The 19778-nt window shown below is 44.6% G+C and carries 17 protein-coding genes; 9 read left to right on the top strand and 8 right to left on the bottom strand.

Annotation, left to right across the window (positions count from 1 at the left end):
* The first annotated feature begins 96 nt into the window (after positions 1-96).
* From NM125_RS01950 to NM125_RS01970, 5 genes are all read left to right on the top strand, one after another.
* Entirely contained in the window at positions 97-594 is a 498-nt protein-coding gene (locus tag NM125_RS01950; protein WP_255132316.1) for an NfeD family protein, read from the top strand.
* A gap of 1 nt (position 595) precedes the next feature.
* Entirely contained in the window at positions 596-1552 is a 957-nt protein-coding gene (locus tag NM125_RS01955) for an SPFH domain-containing protein (RefSeq protein ID WP_255132318.1), read from the top strand.
* A 2-nt stretch (positions 1553-1554) separates the two neighbouring features.
* Entirely contained in the window at positions 1555-2496 is a 942-nt protein-coding gene (locus NM125_RS01960) for an SPFH domain-containing protein (RefSeq protein ID WP_432419279.1), read from the top strand.
* Positions 2497-2624: 128 nt separating this feature from the next.
* Positions 2625-4361, top strand: a complete 1737-nt coding sequence (locus NM125_RS01965) for a phospho-sugar mutase (protein WP_255132321.1) — start codon at positions 2625-2627, stop codon at positions 4359-4361.
* 181 nt (positions 4362-4542) lie between these two features.
* Complete coding sequence (locus NM125_RS01970) at positions 4543-5688, top strand: baeRF7 domain-containing protein (protein ID WP_255132323.1); 1146 nt, start codon at positions 4543-4545, stop codon at positions 5686-5688.
* A 52-nt stretch (positions 5689-5740) separates the two neighbouring features.
* Here NM125_RS01970 and NM125_RS01975 read toward each other — a convergent pair whose 3' ends face one another.
* The 7 genes from NM125_RS01975 to NM125_RS02005 all read right to left on the bottom strand — a co-directional run bounded on the left by NM125_RS01975 (position 5741) and on the right by NM125_RS02005 (position 14456).
* Positions 5741-6949 (bottom strand): GAF domain-containing sensor histidine kinase, encoded by a 1209-nt coding sequence (locus NM125_RS01975; RefSeq protein WP_255132325.1) that lies wholly within the window; start codon positions 6947-6949, stop codon positions 5741-5743.
* Positions 6950-7043: 94 nt separating this feature from the next.
* Positions 7044-8162 (bottom strand): DNA-processing protein DprA, encoded by a 1119-nt coding sequence (dprA, locus tag NM125_RS01980; RefSeq protein ID WP_255132327.1) that lies wholly within the window; start codon positions 8160-8162, stop codon positions 7044-7046.
* Entirely contained in the window at positions 8137-9135 is a 999-nt protein-coding gene (gene obgE, locus NM125_RS01985; RefSeq protein WP_255132328.1) for a GTPase ObgE, read from the bottom strand. The genes dprA and obgE overlap by 26 nt, the downstream gene beginning before the upstream one ends.
* A 103-nt stretch (positions 9136-9238) precedes the next feature.
* Positions 9239-11416 (bottom strand): S9 family peptidase, encoded by a 2178-nt coding sequence (locus NM125_RS01990; protein WP_255132330.1) that lies wholly within the window; start codon positions 11414-11416, stop codon positions 9239-9241.
* 74 nt (positions 11417-11490) lie between these two features.
* Complete coding sequence (gene accD / locus NM125_RS01995) at positions 11491-12336, bottom strand: acetyl-CoA carboxylase, carboxyltransferase subunit beta (RefSeq protein ID WP_255132332.1); 846 nt, start codon at positions 12334-12336, stop codon at positions 11491-11493.
* A 66-nt stretch (positions 12337-12402) separates the two neighbouring features.
* Positions 12403-13059, bottom strand: coding sequence for a tRNA (adenosine(37)-N6)-threonylcarbamoyltransferase complex dimerization subunit type 1 TsaB (gene tsaB / locus NM125_RS02000; protein WP_255132334.1), 657 nt, complete (start codon positions 13057-13059; stop codon positions 12403-12405).
* Between the two features lie 116 nt (positions 13060-13175).
* Entirely contained in the window at positions 13176-14456 is a 1281-nt protein-coding gene (locus NM125_RS02005) for a dihydroorotase (protein ID WP_255132336.1), read from the bottom strand.
* A 227-nt stretch (positions 14457-14683) separates the two neighbouring features.
* On the opposite strand from NM125_RS02005, the gene tnpA reads away from it, so the two are divergent.
* The 4 genes from tnpA (at position 14684) to NM125_RS02025 (ending at position 18588) form a co-directional block, all read left to right on the top strand.
* Positions 14684-15106 (top strand): IS200/IS605 family transposase, encoded by a 423-nt coding sequence (tnpA, locus tag NM125_RS02010; protein ID WP_255132337.1) that lies wholly within the window; start codon positions 14684-14686, stop codon positions 15104-15106.
* A 73-nt stretch (positions 15107-15179) separates the two neighbouring features.
* Complete coding sequence (gene xseA / locus NM125_RS02015) at positions 15180-16379, top strand: exodeoxyribonuclease VII large subunit (protein ID WP_255132339.1); 1200 nt, start codon at positions 15180-15182, stop codon at positions 16377-16379.
* Complete coding sequence (locus NM125_RS02020) at positions 16369-17313, top strand: FAD-dependent oxidoreductase (RefSeq protein WP_255132341.1); 945 nt, start codon at positions 16369-16371, stop codon at positions 17311-17313. The genes xseA and NM125_RS02020 overlap by 11 nt, the downstream gene beginning before the upstream one ends.
* A gap of 207 nt (positions 17314-17520) precedes the next feature.
* Positions 17521-18588: a hypothetical protein gene (locus NM125_RS02025; protein WP_255132343.1), complete on the top strand. Its 1068-nt coding sequence runs from the start codon at positions 17521-17523 to the stop codon at positions 18586-18588.
* Between the two features lie 14 nt (positions 18589-18602).
* Here the strand turns inward: NM125_RS02025 and pheA are convergent, their stop codons facing one another.
* Positions 18603-19742 (bottom strand): prephenate dehydratase, encoded by a 1140-nt coding sequence (pheA, locus tag NM125_RS02030; protein WP_255132344.1) that lies wholly within the window; start codon positions 19740-19742, stop codon positions 18603-18605.
* Positions 19743-19778 lie beyond the last annotated feature (36 nt).

Genomic DNA, 19778 nt, shown 5'->3' on the forward strand with positions numbered 1-19778 from the left:
ATATTAATCTCTGCCATTTAAATAAATGCAATTCATTTGAGATTTTTTGTCTTCAAATCACTATCTATACTAAAACTTAAATCTATTTTTCAGATTATGGATAGTGAAATTCTGACGTGGATTTTTTTAATCGGGGGCGTTCTTTTGATGTTTCTCGAAGCCGCCCTTCCCGGAGGCGTTGCTTTCCTGCTTGGCTTTAGTGGTTTAGGAGTTGGTATCCTTCGGTACTTTGGCTTTTTGCAGGATCCTTTTACCGCAGCTTTTGTGTGGCTGATGTCATCAACCATTCTGACTATCGCCATCCGGCCTTTTATCAACAAATATTTTAAAGGGGAAACTTCCTATAAATTCGCCGATGAAGATTACGAGGCCATGGATCAGATTGCTGAAGTCACAGAGCCTATCAACGATCTGGATAATGAAGGCCGTATTCGGTTTCAGGGGATATCCTGGCAGGCTCGTTCGCTGGAGGGTGATATTCCGACCGGCGTACAGGTGCGCATCAAGTACCGGGATAACACAACCTGGATTGTAGAGCCGGTAGATATCATCGACTCAAAGAAAAATCAACTTAAAGACTCAAACCAAAGCTAATATGTTGTGGACCACAATTTTAGTAATCATCGTTTTATCCTACTTCGTGCTCACCCGGCTGTTTCAGATTGTGGAGATGCGAGAGGAAGTTATTCAGGAACGGCTGGGTAAATACAAGAAGACACTTAAACCGGGTTTTCACTTTCTGATTCCTTTTGTTGACCGGCCGGCTTACAGCCAGGAAATGCGGGAACAGGTGCTGGATGTACCAAGCCAAACCTGTATCACCAAAGACAATATTGAAGTGGCCGTGGATGGACTGGTTTACCTCAAGGTTATGAATTCACACAAAGCCAGCTACGGTATCTCGGATTACCAGGCAGCGGCTGTGAACCTTGCCCAGACCACCATGCGGAGCGAAATCGGTAAAATGACCCTGGATGACACTTTCTCGGAACGGGAAAAAATGAATGAGAACATTGTTCGTGAAATTGATAAGGCTGCTGATCCCTGGGGCATTAAAGTAATGCGATACGAAATCAAGAATATCAGACCCTCCGGTGAGATTGTGGACACTATGGAGCGACAAATGGAGGCCGAACGAGCGAAACGCGCTGAGATTACAAACTCTGAAGGTCACCGGCAGGCGCGTATCTATGAATCGGAAGGTGAACAACAAAGCCAGGTACTGATTTCAGAGGCCCAAAGACAGCGACGTATAAATGAAGCCAAGGGTCGGGCTAAAGAAATTGAACTGGTTGCCAATGCAACGGCCAAAGGCCTTCGAAGAGTAGCAGAAGCCATTGATAAACCCGGTGGTGAGCTGGCCGTAAAAACTAAACTGGTAGAACAGTACATCAAGCAATTTGGGAATATCATCCAAAACTCCAATGTATCCGTTCTGCCTACCGAAACAGCAAATCTTAAAACCTTTTTTGAAGGGGTAAGTACCATTAGCGATCATACCAAAAATCCATCCACCAAAAGAACCAGAACATCTAATAAAGGAGAGCAATAATCATGGAAATCATGGAGACAATCAGTCAGGTTTTATTGGGTGCATTTTCGGTTTATGTGATGTACAAATTCATACGTTCGCTGCGGCTGGTACCTAACCAGTATGCATACATTGTTGAACGCTTGGGTAATTATCAGAAAACACTTGGGCCGGGATTTCACGCCCTTATCCCTTTTGTTGACAAAGTGGTTTATAAGCAGGACTTGCGAGAAGAAACCATTGAGGTAGAACCCCAGGAGTGCTTCACTAAAGACAACGTGAAGGTTGAAGTTGATGGAGTCATTTACCTGAGCGTTATGGATCCTGTAAATGCCAGTTATGGGGTAACTAACTACCGATATGCGGCCGTACAGCTGGCCCAAACTACTACACGATCGGTTCTGGGTAATATGGAACTGGATCAAACCTTTGAAGAACGGGCTGCCATGAGCCGTGAAGTGGTGAGTGTGCTCAGCGAAGTAGAACAGCTTTGGGGAATAAAGGTGCACCGGTATGAGATCAAGAACATTCTTACTCCCCGAACTGTCCAGAAAGCCATGGAGCGCCAGATGACAGCAGAACGGGATCGCCGGGCCATCATTGCAACTTCTGAGGGCGTGAAAGGCTCTAAAGTAAATGATGCCGAAGGTATGAGAGCCGAAATCATCAATATTTCAGAAGCGGAAATGCAGCGGCGCATCAACGAAGCTGAGGGACAGGCAGAAGAAATATTAGCGATTGCCGAAGCTACGGCTAAATCCATTGAGGAAATTGCCGGTGCCCTTGCTCAACCCAAAGGAACCGAAGCTATGCGGCTTCAGCTTTCAGAGCAATATCTGGATGTACTATCCGGACTGGGCCGGGATGAAAACAACGTGATTTTACCTAAAGATATCTCCAACTACGATGCCATAATGGAGGGATTATCGCTGGGTGAAATAACGGCTAACAAAAAAGAAAGCTGAGATATAAAACCGGTTAACCATTTCAGGGCAATTCATAAATCATGAATTGCCCTTTTTTATTATTTATATTATTTGCCGCTGACAAGACTAATATTTGAAACTATCAATTCACTACAAAAAATCAGGAAATGAACGCATTAGATTCGGCTGTACAAAACAAAATTAACGAATGGTTGGAAGGAAGTTATGACGAGGAAACCAAAGCAGCTATCCGCCAAAAACTGGATGACAAGCAATTTGATGAGCTGACCGATGCGTTCTACAAAGACCTGGAATTTGGCACCGGCGGACTTCGCGGAATTATGGGTATCGGTTCAAACCGGGTCAACAAATACACCTTTGGAATAGCCACTCAGGGGCTCAGCAATTTCCTGAAGAAAGAATACCCAGGCCGGGAACTAAAGGTAGCAATTGCTCACGACTGCCGGAATAATTCCGAGAAACTGGCTAAAGTAGTGGCTGATGTGTTTTCAGCTAATGGCATAAAAGTGTTCTTTTTTGATGCCCTCCGTCCTACCCCCGAACTTTCTTTCGCCATTCGAGAATTAGGATGCCAAAGCGGGGTAATGCTGACCGCTTCTCACAATCCCAAAGAGTATAACGGCTACAAAGCCTACGATGCCAATGGTGGTCAGTTTGTGTATCCGTACGACAAAATGGTGATGGAAGAAGTGCAAAAAATCAAAAACGTTAATGAGGTCAATTTTGACGGGAACGATGATCTGGTTGAAGTAATCGGCCGGGATATGGACGAAAAGTACCTGAAAGCACTGGCGGACCTATCGGTTTCAAAGGAGGCTATAAAACGACAAAAAGATCTGAAAATCGTTTTCTCTCCCATCCATGGTACCTCCCGAAAACTGGTTCCGGACGTGTTGAAAAGATATGGCTTCGAAAATGTTACTCTTGTAGAAGAGCAAATGACGGTTGACGGCAACTTCCCTACCGTTGTGTATCCGAATCCGGAGGAGAAAGAAGCCTTGAACATGGCATTGGAAAAGGCCAAAGAAATTGACGCCGACCTGGTGATGGCTACCGACCCTGATGCGGATCGGGTGGGCATTGCCGTAAAAAACATGAACGGAGATTTTGTACTCTTGAACGGCAATCAGACCGGTTCTCTCATCATCAATTACATGCTTACCGCTTGGGAAGAGGCCAGAAAAATCACCGGAAATGAGTATATCGTTAAAACCGTGGTTACCTCATACCTTATCGACCGAATAGCCAAATCCAAAGGAGTTGAATGTTTCAATACGCTCACCGGCTTCAAATATATTGGCGAGCTGATGACCCAGCTTGAGGGGAAAAAACAGTTTATAGCCGGTGGCGAAGAAAGCTACGGCTACCTGATTGGCGATCATGTAAGGGACAAAGATGCTGTGGTTTCCTGTGCCATTATTGCTGAGATGACCGCTTTCTATAAAGATCAGGGTACCAGCTTATACGAGGCTATGCTTGATATGTATGTTGAACACGGATTATTCCGGGAAAACCTGGTTTCCGTTACTAAGAAAGGAAAATCGGGCGCAGAAGAAATTCAGCAAATGATGATGAATTTCAGAGCAAATCCACCGAAAAAGTTAGGGGGTTCACAGGTGGTGACGGTTAAAGATTACCAAACAGCCAAAGAGAAAAACATGGCTACCGGTGAGATTAAGGACATTGACCTCCCCAAATCGAACGTCCTTCAGTTTATTACGGAAGACGGTGCTATCGTTTCGGCAAGGCCTTCGGGTACGGAGCCTAAAATTAAATTCTACTGCAGCGTAAATACCAACCTGATGAGTGCAGAAGATTACAATCAAGTAGCTTCCACTCTCGACAAAAAAATAGAGATGATGATTGAAGGACTGAAGAATTAGCTTCTTATCTCTACATCAAAATTCGTGAATTATTAAATCGTGCAGGATAGGTGTAAGCGGGCTTTACTTTCATGGTAAAACCTTATTAATTATTCAGTATGATTTACAATATTTGTGGAACACCACAGGTCTGATTTTGTTGTAATAGTACAGTTCAATCTAAATTAATGAGGTTATTATTATGAGTGTAGTGAAAAGAGATACCATTGAGAAACTTATCAATGAAACCAAAGACATCAACGTCACTATATTCTTACCAACTCATAAAACCGGCGAAGAAGGCAAGCAAGATTCCATACGACTTAAGAATCTCATCCAAAAAGCAAAAAGTGAACTCATAGAAAAGGGATGGCAAGAGAACAAAGCTGAAGAACTCTTTAAGAAAGTTCAGTCCAAAACCGAAGAGAATCAGTTTTGGTTGCATCAGGATAAGGGCTTGGCGTTATACATCAACGAAGATTATTTCGACTTTTTTAAGATCCCTGTGAGTCCTGAAGAAAATTATTATATCGCTGAAAACTTTTTAATTACTCCCCTTCTCGAGCTTCAAAATCATCACGGCATTTACCATGTGCTGATGCTGAGCCAGAATGAGACCAAAATGTTTAAGGTTGCCCCGGACGTAACTACCAAAGTTGAGTTTGAAAGTGTGCCCACCAGTATGGAAGAACACCTCAAGTACCACGTTCATGAACGTTCAATACAGCAGCATACCGGTACCTCGGGTAAGAACGCGATGTTCCACGGACAAGGCGGAGATGCCAATGAGGATGATAAGGAGCTGGAGCTCTTCATTAAGCATATTGAAAACAAGGTTACCAAGTACCTGAAAAAGGAAAACGGGCCGCTTATTCTCGCAGGGCCTGAAAAGATGGTTGCTTACTACAAAAAGGCCAACAAATATTCTAACGTTTTAGACGAATCCATCAGAGGTAATGTTGATAATAAAAGCGCGCAGGAAATAGCTGATGAATCCTGGGAGATTGCAAGAAATTATTTCCAACAAGATATCCAAAGTGATATAGAGCGTTTCAACGACCTGCAGGGCAGCGCGTTAATTTCCACGGAGATCGAGGAAATTGTGAAGAGTGCCTATTACGGTAAAGTGGATACTTTATTTGTGCCCATGGGTCATCGCCAGTTCGGTGTGTTCCATCCTGATGAAAACCGGGTGGATATGTCAGAATCACTGAATGGTGAAGCCGTAGATCTGATTAACTATGCGGCCATTTCGGCCATCCGTACCGGAAGTACGCTGTATGGATTGCCACAGGCTGAAGTTCCCAAGAATTCAGGATTAGCCGCTATTTATCGCTATAAAAGCTAATCTCACACCTTTTTCCCGGGCCGGAATGAATGACAAATTCTTCCGGCCTTTTTTATTTCCTGGTAAGTAGCACCGGAAATTCAACATCAAAACGGTTCCCACGGTCCCCTTCATCGGAAATTGAAAAACTTCCCCCCTTTTTCTTAAGTAATCGGTGAATAGCGCGAAGGTTCATAGACGTTACTTTTTGGTCGGACTCAATTTCGTTATTGAAAACCTGTCTGATTTGATTGTTCGTTAACTTTGATCCCGTATTTTTTATCGTGATTAACAAATGATTGGAACCGGAAGCACACCTGTATTCCTGCCTCACCATAATCATCTCTCCCGGAAGCGTGAACCGAATCACGTTTGAAATAAGATTACCTATAACCGGCAGCACATTCTTTTTGGGAAATGGCAGATCCTCGCATTGCGGGTGATTTGCGATCGTCAGGTCAATATCATGTATATCAGCCTGAGATTTATATAACTCACTTAGTTTGGCTTTCAGGCTAAGCAAAGTGAGTTCATTATCTTTTAATTTTCGCTCCCCATTCCTCTTTTTGTAAGACAGCCTTTTATTGGCAATGCCGAGTAAATTATCCCCTGCCTTTTCAATCAAATCAAGATAGCGGGTTATTTCACTTACCTTTTCATCGGTATCCTGATCTTTAATAAGCTGAACCAATCCAATTATGCCGCCAATAGGTCCGCGAATATCATGATTTAACCTGCGTTTGAAATTATAGCCCGCAATCAACCTGCTTTCTAATTTCATAATTCGTTTTCGGGCTTCAAGCCGTTCCACAATCTCATCGGAAATAATTCTGAGCTGTTCAGCTCTATCCGGGCTGATTTCTTTCTTATTTGGATCCAGCATGCACAGCGCCCCTATCTTGAATCCCTTATGGGTTATGAGAGGTATTCCAAAATAGTATTTCAGCCTGGGAGGATAGGCTACATAGTCCCGCTCCTGAAATCGTCGGTCCTCACTAAGGTCTTTTACTTCAAAAGTATGATCATTTAGAATGGTGTATTGGCAAATTCCTTCTTCTCTTGGCATTTGGTGCACATCCAGACCATAGGAAGAGATGGTCCACTGGGTGAAGGAATCGATGATGTTTACAAGACAGATCTCAGTTTGGGCAACTTTTGCAGCCAGCTTAGTTAAATCTTTAAGGGAATGACTTAACCCGGAGTAATCTAAATCAAATGCTGACAGTTCTACAATCCGCTCAAATTCCTTATCAGGAATAGGATTCATTACACTGGTTTCCATGCGCACGCCAATTTGTTCTATAGATTATTCGTGTTATCGAACAAATGCGTAAAAACTTAAACGTTTATTTCGGAATTTTGTGAAAGATTACCGCTCAGAGAAGTTCGAAATTCTTTCCTGCTTTTTGCAGTACTATCCCATCCATTTCCAGCTGAAGCAGGGAAACCAATAACCGGCTGGTATTCACTCCTATCGCATCACTTAAATCATCTACCTGAAAGGGTTTTTCTTCCAGCGCCTCGCAGATTTTAACGGCTGTTTCATCCAGCTCTCTATCGCGCCAGCTTACTTTTTTCTCTTCCTGAACTGATGACTCCGGGGAATGTTCTATGGGCAGCTCTTCCAGAATATCATCCACGGTTTGTACCAGTTTAGCCACGCCTCTCTTAATAAGGTAATTACATCCGGTTCCTGATGGATTGCCCAACGGGTGGGGCACTGCAAACACTTCCCGGTTTTGGTCGAGGCCAAGATCAGCTGTGATCATACTTCCTCCCTTCAGGCCCGATTCCACCACCAAAACTCCCAGGCTCATCCCACTTACAATTCGGTTCCGGACCGGGAAGTTACCGGCATCAGGATTAGTACCCGGTGGAAACTCGGTGATCACGGCCCCACCTGATTTCACAATTCGATTCGCTAAATCAGCATTCTTTTTGGGATACAGGTTGTCAATTCCCGAACCCAAAACAGCAACAGTCAGTGCTTTAAACTCTATGGCCGTTTGGTGTGCGATGGAATCAATTCCATAGGCCAGCCCACTGAAAATACAGAGTCCATGCTCCGCCAGCTCACCGGTTAACTTCTTTGCCATATTCCGGCCGTAGGCTGAGGTATTTCGGGTGCCTACCACAGCTACTCCCGGTTTAGACAGAGCTTCGGGGTTGCCCTTGATCCACAACAGAGCAGGAGGATCATAAATCTGTTTTAACAACGGAGGGTATTCAGGGTCAGCCAGCGTTATGATATTCGACCCGCTTTTTTCCGTTTCTTCTAAAAGATGATCTACTTTCTCCCAGTCGTCAAAGGAAAGGATGGAAAGAGCCGAAGCTTCTCCGATGCCTTCAACCGATCTGAGTTTGCGTTTGCCAAGGCTGAATATCTCCTCAGGATCATCTATGTTTTTAAGCAGTTTATAAATGCGCCGGCTTCCAAACCCCGGTATTACGCTCAGCGCTACCAGTACCCTATGTTTCTTCTTTTTCTTTCCCATGTTGAATGTATTCCCATAATTTCTCTCTCAGCTCATCTACCCCATGACCTGTAGCTGACGAAATAGGAATAACGGGAATTTCATCATCAAAGTGAAGCTCTTCTTCTAACTCAAACCCTTGTTTTAAATCCATCTTGGTGATGGCAAGAATGCGGGGCTTATCAAGCAGGTCTTTTCGGTAAGACCTCAGCTCACTCAGCAGCGCCTCGTATTCATACTTGATATCCGTCATAACGCTGACCATAAACAACAGCACATTATTACGTTCTATATGCCGGAGAAATTGAATTCCCAGCCCTTTCCCTTCATGGGCTTCTTCAATAATTCCGGGAATATCTGCCATTACAAAACTCCGAAAATCCTCAAACTTCACCACTCCAAGATTAGGCTCCAGCGTGGTAAAAGGATAATCCGCAATTTTAGGCTTTGCATGAGACAGTGCTGAAAGTAAGGTGCTCTTTCCTGCATTTGGGAAGCCCACCAGGCCAACATCTGCAATCAGTTTCAGTTCCAGTTCAACGGCACGTTCTTCACCGGGTTTACCTTCCTGTGCATGCTGTGGGGTTTGGTTGGTAGAGCTGCGGAAATGCCAGTTTCCCAGACCGCCTTTGCCACCTTTGGCAATCACCAGTTTTTCTTCATGGTCGGTGATTTCACCCAGTCTTTCTTTGGTGTCAGCATCAAATACAACCGTACCGAGCGGTACTTCCAGGAGCTCATCTTCGCCTGCAGCACCGGAGCTTTTACTCTTTGAACCGTTCTCCCCATTCCCGGCTTTCACATATTTTCGATAACGAAGGTCAAGAATGGTATTCAATTGTTCATTCCCAACCAGGATAACATCGCCACCCTTACCGCCATCTCCGCCGTCAGGTCCTCCTTTGGGGACATACTTTTCCCGTCTGAAGTGAGCAGAGCCATCTCCACCCCTTCCGGCCGTTACATAAATTTTAGCGTAGTCAGCAAAGCGCATATAAGAATTTAACCGTTATAGATTAGCAACTTCTCCCTTGTTGTGCTCGGCATTTTTACCAACTCCAGATGCCACATATTTTGGAAAAGTTTGATAATTAGATTTAAAGATTTTCAAAAACAAATTCACTCATCAGCTGATAGAGATGCTTTCTTGCATTTCCACCATAAATACTATGAGCTTTGTTGGGATAAATCATGGTTTCAAAGTCAACGTCAGCCTCTATCAACGCATCTATCATTTCAACAGAATTCTGGAAGTGAACGTTGTCATCCCCGGTACCATGAATCAGTAAATAATTGCCTGTAATCTGGTCCACTTTTGTCAGGGGCGCCCCTTCGTTATATCCTTCAGGATTCATTTGAGGAGTCTGCATGTATCGTTCGGTGTAGATAGTATCATAAAAACGCCAGCTGGTGACCGGTGCTACCGCAATGGCCGTAGTAAATATGTCAGAACCTTCAGCCAATGCTAACGATGACATATACCCGCCATAACTCCAGCCCCAAATTCCGATGCGGTTTTCGTCAACATACGGCCATTCTGCAATCTGTTTGGCGGCTGCTATCTGGTCGGCCGTTTCTAACTGGCCCAGTTTTTTATACACCTGCTTTTTGAATTGTCGGCCCCGGGCACCTGTTCCCCGGTTGTCTACAGAAACCACAACATATCCCTGGTTTGCAAGGTACTGATGCCACATGGGTCGCTGTCCGCTTCCAAAAGCTTTTGTTACTGTCTGGCTGCCGGGACCTCCATATACATACATAAGCACAGGGTATTTTTTGTTTGAATCGAAATCTACCGGTTTCAGTACATAAGCGTTCAGGCTGGTGCCATTAACGTCCAGTGTAATAAATTCCTTTTCTACATAGCTGTATTCTTCCAGGGTCTTGCTCAGGCCGGTATTGTCCTTGATAGTTCTCACACTTCGGCCATTACTTCGATGCAAACTTACCACAGGAGGCTTATTATAATCTGACCAGGTATCAATATAGTACTTGAAGTCCCGGCTCATATTAATATCATGCCAGCCATCTCCTTTCGTCAGCTTCTCTTTTTTCTTTCCATCAATCCTGATGCTGTACAAATGGCGTTCCAGTGGCGACTGCTCGGCACTCACGTAGTACAACTCATACATCCGTTCGTTATGTCCAATCAGTTCGGTTACGTCCCAGTTGCCGGATGTAATCTGCTCAAGCTGTCTGCCCTGCATGTTATACAGGTACACATGGTTATAACCGCTCTTATCGCTGGTGGTTATAAACTGCTCTCCGTTACTTAAAAAATAAAGGTCATCGTGTACATCCAGCCAGGTATCGCTTTGCTCTGTGAGGATTACTCTTGTTGAACCGGTTTCTGCATTGGCGATCAGTAAGTCCTGCTTATTCTGCAGTCGGTTCATACGGCGAATAGCCAATCGGCTGTTATCCCGGGTCCAGTTAATTCGCGGGATGTACTGATCAGTCTCCTCTCCTACATCCATCGTTACTGTTTCACCGGAATCAAGATGGTACACATGAATGGATACAATGGAATTTTGCTCTCCGGCCTTAGGGTATTTAAACTCTACTTCTTCCGGGTAGAGAGAGCCCCAGTTGGTCATAAAAAATTCTTTCACCCGCTCTTCATCAAAGCGATAAAAAGCGATCCGATCTCCTTCAGGCGACCAAAACCAGGCTTTAGCAAAACCAAACTCTTCTTCGTAAACCCAGTCGGCGGCACCGTTAATAATCTTGTTGAACTCACCATCGGAGGTGATTTGAATTTCCTCGCCGGTTGATAAATCAACCCAAACCAAATTGTTATTTCGCACAAAAGCGGCACGATCGGCTGAGGGTGAAAGTTCAGCATACTGTTGTTTCTCATCTGATGCTGTCAGTTTCGAAAAATCCCCTGACTCAAATTCATACACATAATAATTCTCGCGGGTACTTCGGCGCCAGATTTGTTCCACATCGGTTTTTATCAGCAGCTTCGATTCATCCGAAGAAAACTGATAACCCTGCACGCGAATGGTATCGCCACCGGCATCAGTAAACTCATTACCGTTAAACAATACCTCTTCAGAACCATCCACGATGTTATAGCGAATGATTTGATTGTTACGGGTAGCCGAATAGTATTCGCCGTCATTCATCCAGCGAACATTTTGCACGTTATTTGGAGAAAACGTACCGTCGAAAATATGTTCAAACTCGATAGCTTTTTTGTCCTGAGCAACGGTTGCTGTAGCAACAGAACAAAGCGCCAACAATATAATTGAGAGTCTAAGTGCCTTCATAAATGATAAATTTGGGTTAAAAAAGAAAAGAACGCCGGTTGAGCATTCTTTTCTGTTGTAAAGTTTAATAAGGGTTAGTTCTTATGGAGAACCAGCTTCAGTAGTTTGGTAAGCTTTGCTTTCATCTTGGTTCGTGGGAGAATGAAATCCAGAAATCCATGTTCCAGCAGGTATTCTGCCGTTTGGAAACCTTCCGGCAGATCTCGGCCGATAGTCTGCCTGATTACACGCGGCCCGGCAAATCCAATCAAAGCGCCGGGTTCAGCGATATTAAAATCACCCAGCATAGCATAACTGGCGGTTACCCCACCGGTAGTCGGGTCTGTCATATAAGAAATGTAAGGAATTCCGGCTTCTTCAAGCTGGGCCAGTTTGGCTGATGTTTTAGCCATCTGCATCAAGCTGAGTACACTTTCCATCATACGGGCACCGCCGGTTTGAGAGATAATCATCAGAGGGATTTTATTCTCACGAGCATGATCGATAGCAACCCCCAGTCGCTCGCCCACAACCGATCCCATACTTCCTCCGATAAAAGAGAAATCCATACAGGCCACAACCAGGTCGAGCTTATTCATTTTACCCACTCCAACTCGTGCGGCATCACTTAATCCGGTCTTTTCCTGATACTCTTCCAGCCGGTCTTTGTATTTCTTTCGGTCTTCAAACTCCAATGGGTCGGTAGGCTGAATTTCTTGCCCGATTTCCTTGAATTTTCCTTTATCAAAGATAATCTCAAAGTACTTCTCACTTCCAATTCTGAAGTGATAGCCACTCAGAGGATCTACCCAAAGATTATCCTCCAGCTCGCGCTTATGGATTGTTTCACCGGTTGTAGGAACTTTAATCCAAACCCCTTCCGGCATTTCCTTTTTGGTGTTGGTCTGAATGTTTTCGTCTTTTCTTTTAAACCAGGACATAAACTGTGTTTTGTGAATTTTTCAGAGAGATAAAATAAAGATTCTGAGGGTTAATTCTGAATCTGTTTATACGGATGTATTATTAACCTGACTACTGCTCAAATAATTTGATTCCAGCTCTTCGGCAGTGGTTTTTTTGAAAAACTGTTTCCCCGATGAGCTATTGAAAAGAGCGATCAGAGCATTAGCCGAAATGTTTCTGGTTTCCAGCACTTCAAGTCCCTCAAGTTTGTCTTTATGTAAACGGTCAATTCCGGTTCCAATAATCTTTTCGCCCGGATTCAGCATCGGCTCAATTTCGGTAAGCTCCAGAATTTCTGAACCGGATACAGCTGAAAGCTCCCCGGCAACCTCAAACTTTTGATGATACAAGTGCTTACGCCGCGCATTAATCACAGCATGGACCGTTCCCTCACCGGCCGATTGAGCAAATCCAGCCAGTGTATTTCCGGCATAAACGTCAACATTCAAACCGAACAGCATTCCTTTGACCGCACTGGCGGCAATTCGGAGACCCGTGTAGGAACCGGGGCCAGTGCTCACCAAAACAGCATCCAGGTCAGCTATACTAAAGTCATGCTCCTTCATCAATTCACGGACGTAGAGAAACAACAGTTCGGAATGTGAACCTTTTCGCTCCGTCCTTTTCTCATGGATCTCCCCTCCATCATCCTGAAAGGAAACTGAGCAAATGTTTGTAGCTGTTTCGAAAGCGAGTATCATAAATGATTACTAAAAAGTCTTTATCTGACAGTTAAAACCTGTCTTTGTTTTTACATCCGGATTCTTACCCTGCCAATTTCAGCATGCAGGCTTTGCAGGAATGAACGGTATGAATACTATCTCAGCTCGTTAATCACCAACTGTCCTTTATTGAAAATCCCAACAGCTCTTCCCTTCAATTGCTTATGCAGGTAGGGAGAGTTCTTTGATTTGGATCGAACGTTTTTCGGAGTGAAGGTCCATTCTTCATCGGTATTGAAGAAGGTGAGGTTGGCTTCTGCTCCTTCTTTAATCTCCGGAGATTCCAGATTCAAAATCTTGCGCGGATTATATACCAGTTTATCCATCAGCTGCTGCAAGTCCAGTTTTTTGGTTTGAAGCAACCGCTGATTCGTTATCGACCAGGCCGTTTCCAGCCCGATAATTCCATTGGGGGCGTAAATGAATTCTACTTCTTTCTCCTCGATGGCATGCGGTGCATGATCGGTACAAATGGCATCGATAGTTCCATCCACCAAGCCTTCTACCATAGCATCCACATCTTCCTGAGTTCGAAGCGGTGGGTGCATTTTAAAGTTGGTATCAAAATGTTGCTTCTCAATTTCTTCATCGGTCAGGTCAAAGTGATGCGCACAGACTTCCGTAGTTACGTTAATTCCCTTCTTCTTAGCCTGACGCACCAGATCCACCGCCCCTTTGGTACTGATGTGCGCAACATGAATATGTCCACCTGTGTATTCCGCCAGCATGATATCGCGGGCAATCATCACTTCTTCAGCAATTCCTGGCGTTCCATCCAAGCCAAGCCGGGTTGCTACCTTGCCTTCGTTCATATGTCCGGGACGGGAAAGGGCCAGATCTTCTTCATGATTGATTATGGGCAGGCCCAGCATCGACGAGTATTCCAAAGCCACGCGCATTACCTGTGAATCGTAAACCGGATCACCATCATCGCTAAAAGCAACCGCACCGCCTTCTTTCAGATCGGCCATTTCAGCAATGGATTTCCCTTTTCGCTCTTTGGTTACGCACGCAATCGGGTGAACATCAACCGGAAGCTTCTCCGCTTTTTTGATGATATACTCAACCACGTCACGGGTATGTGTTGCCGGTTTGGTGTTAGGCATACAAGCCACAGCCGTAAAACCTCCAAACGCAGCGGCATCGCATCCGGTTTTAATGGTTTCTTTGTGTTCAAAGCCCGGCTCGCGCAAATGCACATGCATGTCCATCCAGCCCGGAGAAACAAAGGCTCCTTCAAAATCGTGAGATTCTTCCCCTTTCCCGGCTTTGAGTCCACTACCAATTTCTTTAATTACTCCTTCCTCAATACGGATATCTACGGTGTCTTTACCTTTCTGGGAGTTGCTAACGGGCTTCAGGTTTCTGAGGAGCATGAATTTGTTTTTGAGCTTTCAAGTTCGACCGCAAATATACCGTGATTCGGTGCTAAAGCACAAAGGGACTTTGGCCTGATTTATTTATTTCAAAACATCCATCAATGTACAAGCACGGATTGAAATCCGTTGCTTGAATAAAGGATAACAGCCTTATCAATTTAGAAATTTTTGTAAGGAATCAGCCTGAAATAGCTCTTACTAAAGAATTGATCAAAAGTAGTACTATGCCAAAAACATTGAATCAGGTTTGGGTACACGCCGTTTGGAGTACAAAAGACCGACTACCACTACTAAAGAGATATTTCAGAGGAGAACTGAACATTTACATTAAAGAAAACTCCTTGGAATGGGGTATTCAGGTTGATGTCGTGAATGGTATGCAAGACCATCTGCATGTTCTATTCAAACTTCCAACGACCGTTTCAGTAGCTGATGCCATTAAACAAATGAAAGGTGCTTCATCAAGGTGGGTAAATGAGAACTATTACCCAACCGGTAAATTTGAATGGCAACAAGGGTATGGTGTATTTTCAGTTGGGAGAAATGAGATTAACAGGGTTAGAAATTACATCTACAATCAGGAATACCATCACCAGAATCGCTCTTTTCAGGATGAAATAAAACAATTTGATATCAGAAGAATGTAGTCCTTTATTAAAGCGAAGGATTTCAATCCTCCTTACATTGATTTTATTTTAGATTTTTCAATTCATCACCCCTATGCCCGATAAACAAATTCCGTTTCTTTTTGATATCCCATCCGTTGCCGAGCTCACCGAGAAGATCAAGAACCTGCTGGAGCAGAATTTTGTGGATATTTTGGTGGAAGGCGAAACCAGCAACGTCAATCAAAGCCGGAACGGGCACTATTATTTCACCCTCAAAGATGCCGATGCTTCCCTTCCCTGTGTAATATGGAGAAGCACTGCTCAACGACTGGGCATTAATCTAACCGATGGTCAACAGATAGTAGTCGGTGGCGACATCCAGGTGTATGCTCCCCATGGCCGCTATCAGATGATTGTGAATCTGGTTCAGCAAGCCGGCATTGGAAAGCTTCAGCAGGCTTTTGAAAAGCTGAAGGCAAAGCTGAAAGAAGAAGGTTTGTTTGATGACACCCACAAAGTAGCACTTCCCAAATTTCCCGAACGCATCGGGGTGGTGACATCCGCGACCGGTGCCGCTTTTCAGGACATCCGTTCTACCCTGGAAAAAAGATGGCCGCTTGCTGAAGTGAAACTTTATCACGCCAGTGTGCAGGGCGTGAATGCTGCGCCGGAAATCGTGGATGGCATCAATTACTTCTCCAATCACAAGAATGTGGATATCCTGATTATAGGACGTGGCGGCGGTTCCCTGGAAGACCTTTGGCCGTTTAATGAAGAATCCGTTGCCCGTGCTGTCTATCATTGTGAAGTTCCGGTCATCAGTGCGGTGGGACACGAAGTTGATTTTTCCATCTCCGATTTTGTAGCCGATGCCCGGGCCGCTACACCAACACAAGCTGCTGTACTTGCCGTCCCCGACATTAACGAAATCCGGTTTATGGTAGAAGATTATGCCAAAAAACTGGAGGTAAATACTACCGGAGCCATTGAGTTATATAAAGATAAAGTGGCAAATATGGCGAAGTCGCACGCCTTGCTGGCTGTAAAGCAGAAGATGGAATCAGCACGCTCGCGTATTCTCACTCTGAATGAAAAGCTGGAACACCGAACGGAATCGTTGGTTCGGAACCGAAAAGAACATCTCACCAAATTATTTCACTCCCTGGATAAGCAAAACCCTAACGAACCCCTCGAAAAAGGTTTTGCACGTGTATGGCAGGACGGAAAATGGATCCGTGAATCGAAAGCTTTCAAAAAAGCTGCGGGCTTTGACTTAGAATGGAAAGACGCAAAAGTGACTCTTGAAGAATAAGAACCACATAACGGTTTTGGGAGCCGGTGTTTCCGGTCTGACAACCGCCATTGTGCTTGCCGAGCATGGCTTCAAGGTAAACATCATTACAAAAGAACTTCCCAAACAAACCACTTCGGCCGTAGCTGCCGCCATCTGGTTTCCTTATGAAGCCTACCCGACAAACAAAGTAAACAGTTGGAGCCGCAGGTCGCTTTTAAGATTCAAGCATCTTGCCCAGAATGAAGACTCCGGGGTCTCTTTCATCCCCTTCACAGCCTATCTCGACACCCGCCAAAAACCGTGGTGGCTGGATGCTTTACCTGGCGAGAATATCCTTGATGACGACGTTCAGCATCCGGTTCACCCCGGATACAAAGGATACACCCTTAATGTGCCTTTGATAGAAACTCCCATCTACCTGGAATACCTTTTGAATCGTTTTAAAGAATCAGGCGGGGAAATAATCAAGCAGGAAGTTACCTCTGTTGAAGAACTTGAAGCATACTTCCCGGTGGTGAATTGCACCGGACTGGACGCAAAGCATTTGTTTAATGACGAGCAACTGTACCCCATTCAGGGACAGGTTGTGAGAGTAGCTCCAGATCAGAAGATTCAGGGAATGGCTACTGAATATGAGCTTGGCGATCAGGAAATGGCATACATTATTCCCCGGAGAGATGGGATCATCTTAGGTGGTTCTGCCAAAAAGCATCAAACTTCTACCAAAGCTGATCCCTCCCTTACAGAACGAATCCTTACATATTGCTCGGAATTTGAACCTGCTGTTTTGGAACTGCCGGTATTGGATGTGAAAGTTGGATTGCGGCCCGGAAGACCAGAAATCCGACTGGAAAAGGATCCGCAATTGCCGGTAATTCATAATTATGGACATGGCGGTGCCGGCTATACGGTATCTTGGGGATGTGCAGAAGAGGTATTGAAACTCCTCTGATCACTTCCCGGTTTCTTCATCAATTCTTTACCTGGATGCGCTACCCTTCAAAAGTTCGAATTTCAGGGCTTTGACATCTGGCTCCGGCATTTAATACCTTTTGAGAAGTTATACTGACTGTTGCTTAAGACAGATAAAGGAACTGTCGATAACCACAGGGTAAATTTCAGAAACAATAATCATTTAAAAATAAATTTTTCCAAGAGAATGGTCTCCAGAATAGGTTTTACGATTGCAGTGTTCGCTGCATTTTTTTTGAACGCTAATGCACAAGAGAACAGCAACTTTAATTTTTCAGGGAATGCCAGGTTTGCTTATGTCAGCTCCTCCGGTGAAGCACTGGAGCATTTTGAAGGCACCTCATTTTTAAGAGTTCGGGTTGGGGCATTTTACTCCATCAATGAAAACCATGGCTTCAAAGCCCGGTTGGCTACCACTCAGTCTTCTGAATTACCGGAAGTCAGCTTTACGATACAAGCCGATGGCGGTGGACTTGATCGCGGAAGTATCTCTTTCGATGAATTTTACTATCGTTTCAAGAGTGAGCAAACCGAGGTAAAAGCCGGACGTTTTCAGCATTACCCAAAAGTTCTTACTAACGCCGGAAGAAGTAATTTCCGCTTTATGAGCAACAACATAAACATTCACTGGGTGGATGGGATTTATGTGAAAAGGAACCTGAATGAAGACTGGTACGGAGAGATTTTAGGTGAATATCAGCCTCGCGACCATACCTCTTATTCTTATCGCGGAGCGCTTAATTTTGGAAATAATGAGCACAACCTGGCCTCCTATTTAGGACTGGAGAACCGAAACCGCGATGATAACAACTTCATACAAAAAGGATTTGGGCTATTTGTAGCGCCGAATGCTTATTTCAAATCCGGTGGTTACAGCACGTACCTGACTGTAATGAGTCGCTTGGTTTACGACCTCCCCAAGCCCGATGCCCTTAACGGAGGAAGTTTTAGAGTTGCGGCCGAAATTGGCCAAAACCTGAATACGACCTTTGAAGACGGAACCAGTGCTGTGCTTTCTTTGGGCATACATAATTTCGCAGGCAAGCACCAGTTTATGGTTGAGTTTGCCAAAACGGATTCTGACTGGCTTACTCCCAATGTATATGGACCTAATTCCGATGAAGTTGAATTCAGATATCGATACTTCATCACTGATGATTTAAATATCGACTTCCGGTACCGAATTCGTGAGTCCCGAAGTGATTTTGTGGATACGAACTACAACTTCTTTGCCCGGGCTACATACTCTTTCTAAAGAACATCAGGATATTACGCTTCCTGTTTAGGATAACAGCCGAGGACCTTTAACTCCTCGGCTTTTTTATTGAGTTCATCTAAACCGGCAGAAACTTCCGGATCGTCTATATTGGCAAGAATATCCAGGTAGAAAGAATACTTCCAGGGTTCATTCAGCCTGGGGCGCGATTCCAGCTTGGCCATGTTGATTTTATGCTTATGCAAAATATTCAGGCATTCTATCAAAGAGCCCTCATCGTTTGATGTCACCATCATCAGGGAGGTTTTAGCGGGTATTTGCACATCAACCTGAACCGGCTCTTTAGCGGCTACCACAAAGCGGGTATAGTTTTCTTTTTGATTGGCAATGTCGTGTTCAATCACATGTAGTCCGTATAAATCGGCCGCATGGGCTCCGGCAATAGCTGCCTGGGATAAGTCGCCGTCTTCCAGCACTTTTTTGGCCGACATGGCCGTATCCAAATACGACTCCACCTTACACCGCGGAAGCTTGGATAAAAACTGCGAGCACTGCGCAATAGCCTGGGGGTGCGACATGATCCGCCGGATTTTACCTAATTCTACTTGTTCTACGGCCATCAAGCAGTGAACTACCTTCAGAATTTCCTCTCCCACAATATGGAGTTTTTCATTTCCCAGAATGTCATAAGTGTCGTTGATGGAGCCGGCCGTGGTATTTTCTATGGGCAACAATGCATAATCCACCTTGTCGTCCAAAACAGCCTGTGCTGCCTGCTGAAAGGTGTCATAGCCAATGGCATCCACCGTTGAATAACGATCGCTAAAGTGACGAGTAGCAGCCTGATGACTGTAAGCCCCATCGGTTCCCTGGTAAGAAACCCGAATGACTTCTCCCTCCGATTTCTCATTCTGATGATCTACCAGTGAGTGTGTCTGAAAGCGTACCGAGTTGGTGATGATTTCCCGAAACAGGTGCTCAGCATAGTATCGATCAAGGCCGACTTCATGGGCCAAATCCCGAATCCGGTTTAATAGCTGCTCTTCCCTTTCAAGGTCCCGGATGCCCTGTTCATTTTTGAGCTTCATATCCGAGACCTCCTTTACTAATCCCTGTCGCTGAGCCAGCGCTTTAAGAATAGTCCGGTCTATATCATCCAGCTGCTTGCGGATGGAGTCTAATTCATCTGACATATCAATATTCCTATCTGTGAGTGACTATGGAAAGTA

Source organism: Gracilimonas sediminicola, from assembly GCF_024320785.1.
Lineage (GTDB): Bacteria > Bacteroidota > Rhodothermia > Balneolales > Balneolaceae > Gracilimonas > Gracilimonas sediminicola.

What these genes read in the sequence shown, in the direction of transcription:
- NM125_RS01950 (WP_255132316.1), top strand. Translation starts at nt 97, where the DNA reads ATGGATAGTGAAATTCTGACGTGGATTTTTTTAATCGGGGGCGTTCTT.
- NM125_RS01955 (WP_255132318.1), top strand. Translation starts at nt 596, where the DNA reads ATGTTGTGGACCACAATTTTAGTAATCATCGTTTTATCCTACTTCGTG.
- NM125_RS01960 (WP_432419279.1), top strand. Translation starts at nt 1,555, where the DNA reads ATGGAAATCATGGAGACAATCAGTCAGGTTTTATTGGGTGCATTTTCG.
- NM125_RS01965 (WP_255132321.1), top strand. Translation starts at nt 2,625, where the DNA reads ATGAACGCATTAGATTCGGCTGTACAAAACAAAATTAACGAATGGTTG.
- NM125_RS01970 (WP_255132323.1), top strand. Translation starts at nt 4,543, where the DNA reads ATGAGTGTAGTGAAAAGAGATACCATTGAGAAACTTATCAATGAAACC.
- NM125_RS01975 (WP_255132325.1), bottom strand. Translation starts at nt 6,949, where the DNA reads ATGGAAACCAGTGTAATGAATCCTATTCCTGATAAGGAATTTGAGCGG.
- dprA (WP_255132327.1), bottom strand. Translation starts at nt 8,162, where the DNA reads ATGGGAAAGAAAAAGAAGAAACATAGGGTACTGGTAGCGCTGAGCGTA.
- obgE (WP_255132328.1), bottom strand. Translation starts at nt 9,135, where the DNA reads ATGCGCTTTGCTGACTACGCTAAAATTTATGTAACGGCCGGAAGGGGT.
- NM125_RS01990 (WP_255132330.1), bottom strand. Translation starts at nt 11,416, where the DNA reads ATGAAGGCACTTAGACTCTCAATTATATTGTTGGCGCTTTGTTCTGTT.
- accD (WP_255132332.1), bottom strand. Translation starts at nt 12,336, where the DNA reads ATGTCCTGGTTTAAAAGAAAAGACGAAAACATTCAGACCAACACCAAA.
- tsaB (WP_255132334.1), bottom strand. Translation starts at nt 13,059, where the DNA reads ATGATACTCGCTTTCGAAACAGCTACAAACATTTGCTCAGTTTCCTTT.
- NM125_RS02005 (WP_255132336.1), bottom strand. Translation starts at nt 14,456, where the DNA reads ATGCTCCTCAGAAACCTGAAGCCCGTTAGCAACTCCCAGAAAGGTAAA.
- tnpA (WP_255132337.1), top strand. Translation starts at nt 14,684, where the DNA reads ATGCCAAAAACATTGAATCAGGTTTGGGTACACGCCGTTTGGAGTACA.
- xseA (WP_255132339.1), top strand. Translation starts at nt 15,180, where the DNA reads ATGCCCGATAAACAAATTCCGTTTCTTTTTGATATCCCATCCGTTGCC.
- NM125_RS02025 (WP_255132343.1), top strand. Translation starts at nt 17,521, where the DNA reads ATGGTCTCCAGAATAGGTTTTACGATTGCAGTGTTCGCTGCATTTTTT.
- pheA (WP_255132344.1), bottom strand. Translation starts at nt 19,742, where the DNA reads ATGTCAGATGAATTAGACTCCATCCGCAAGCAGCTGGATGATATAGAC.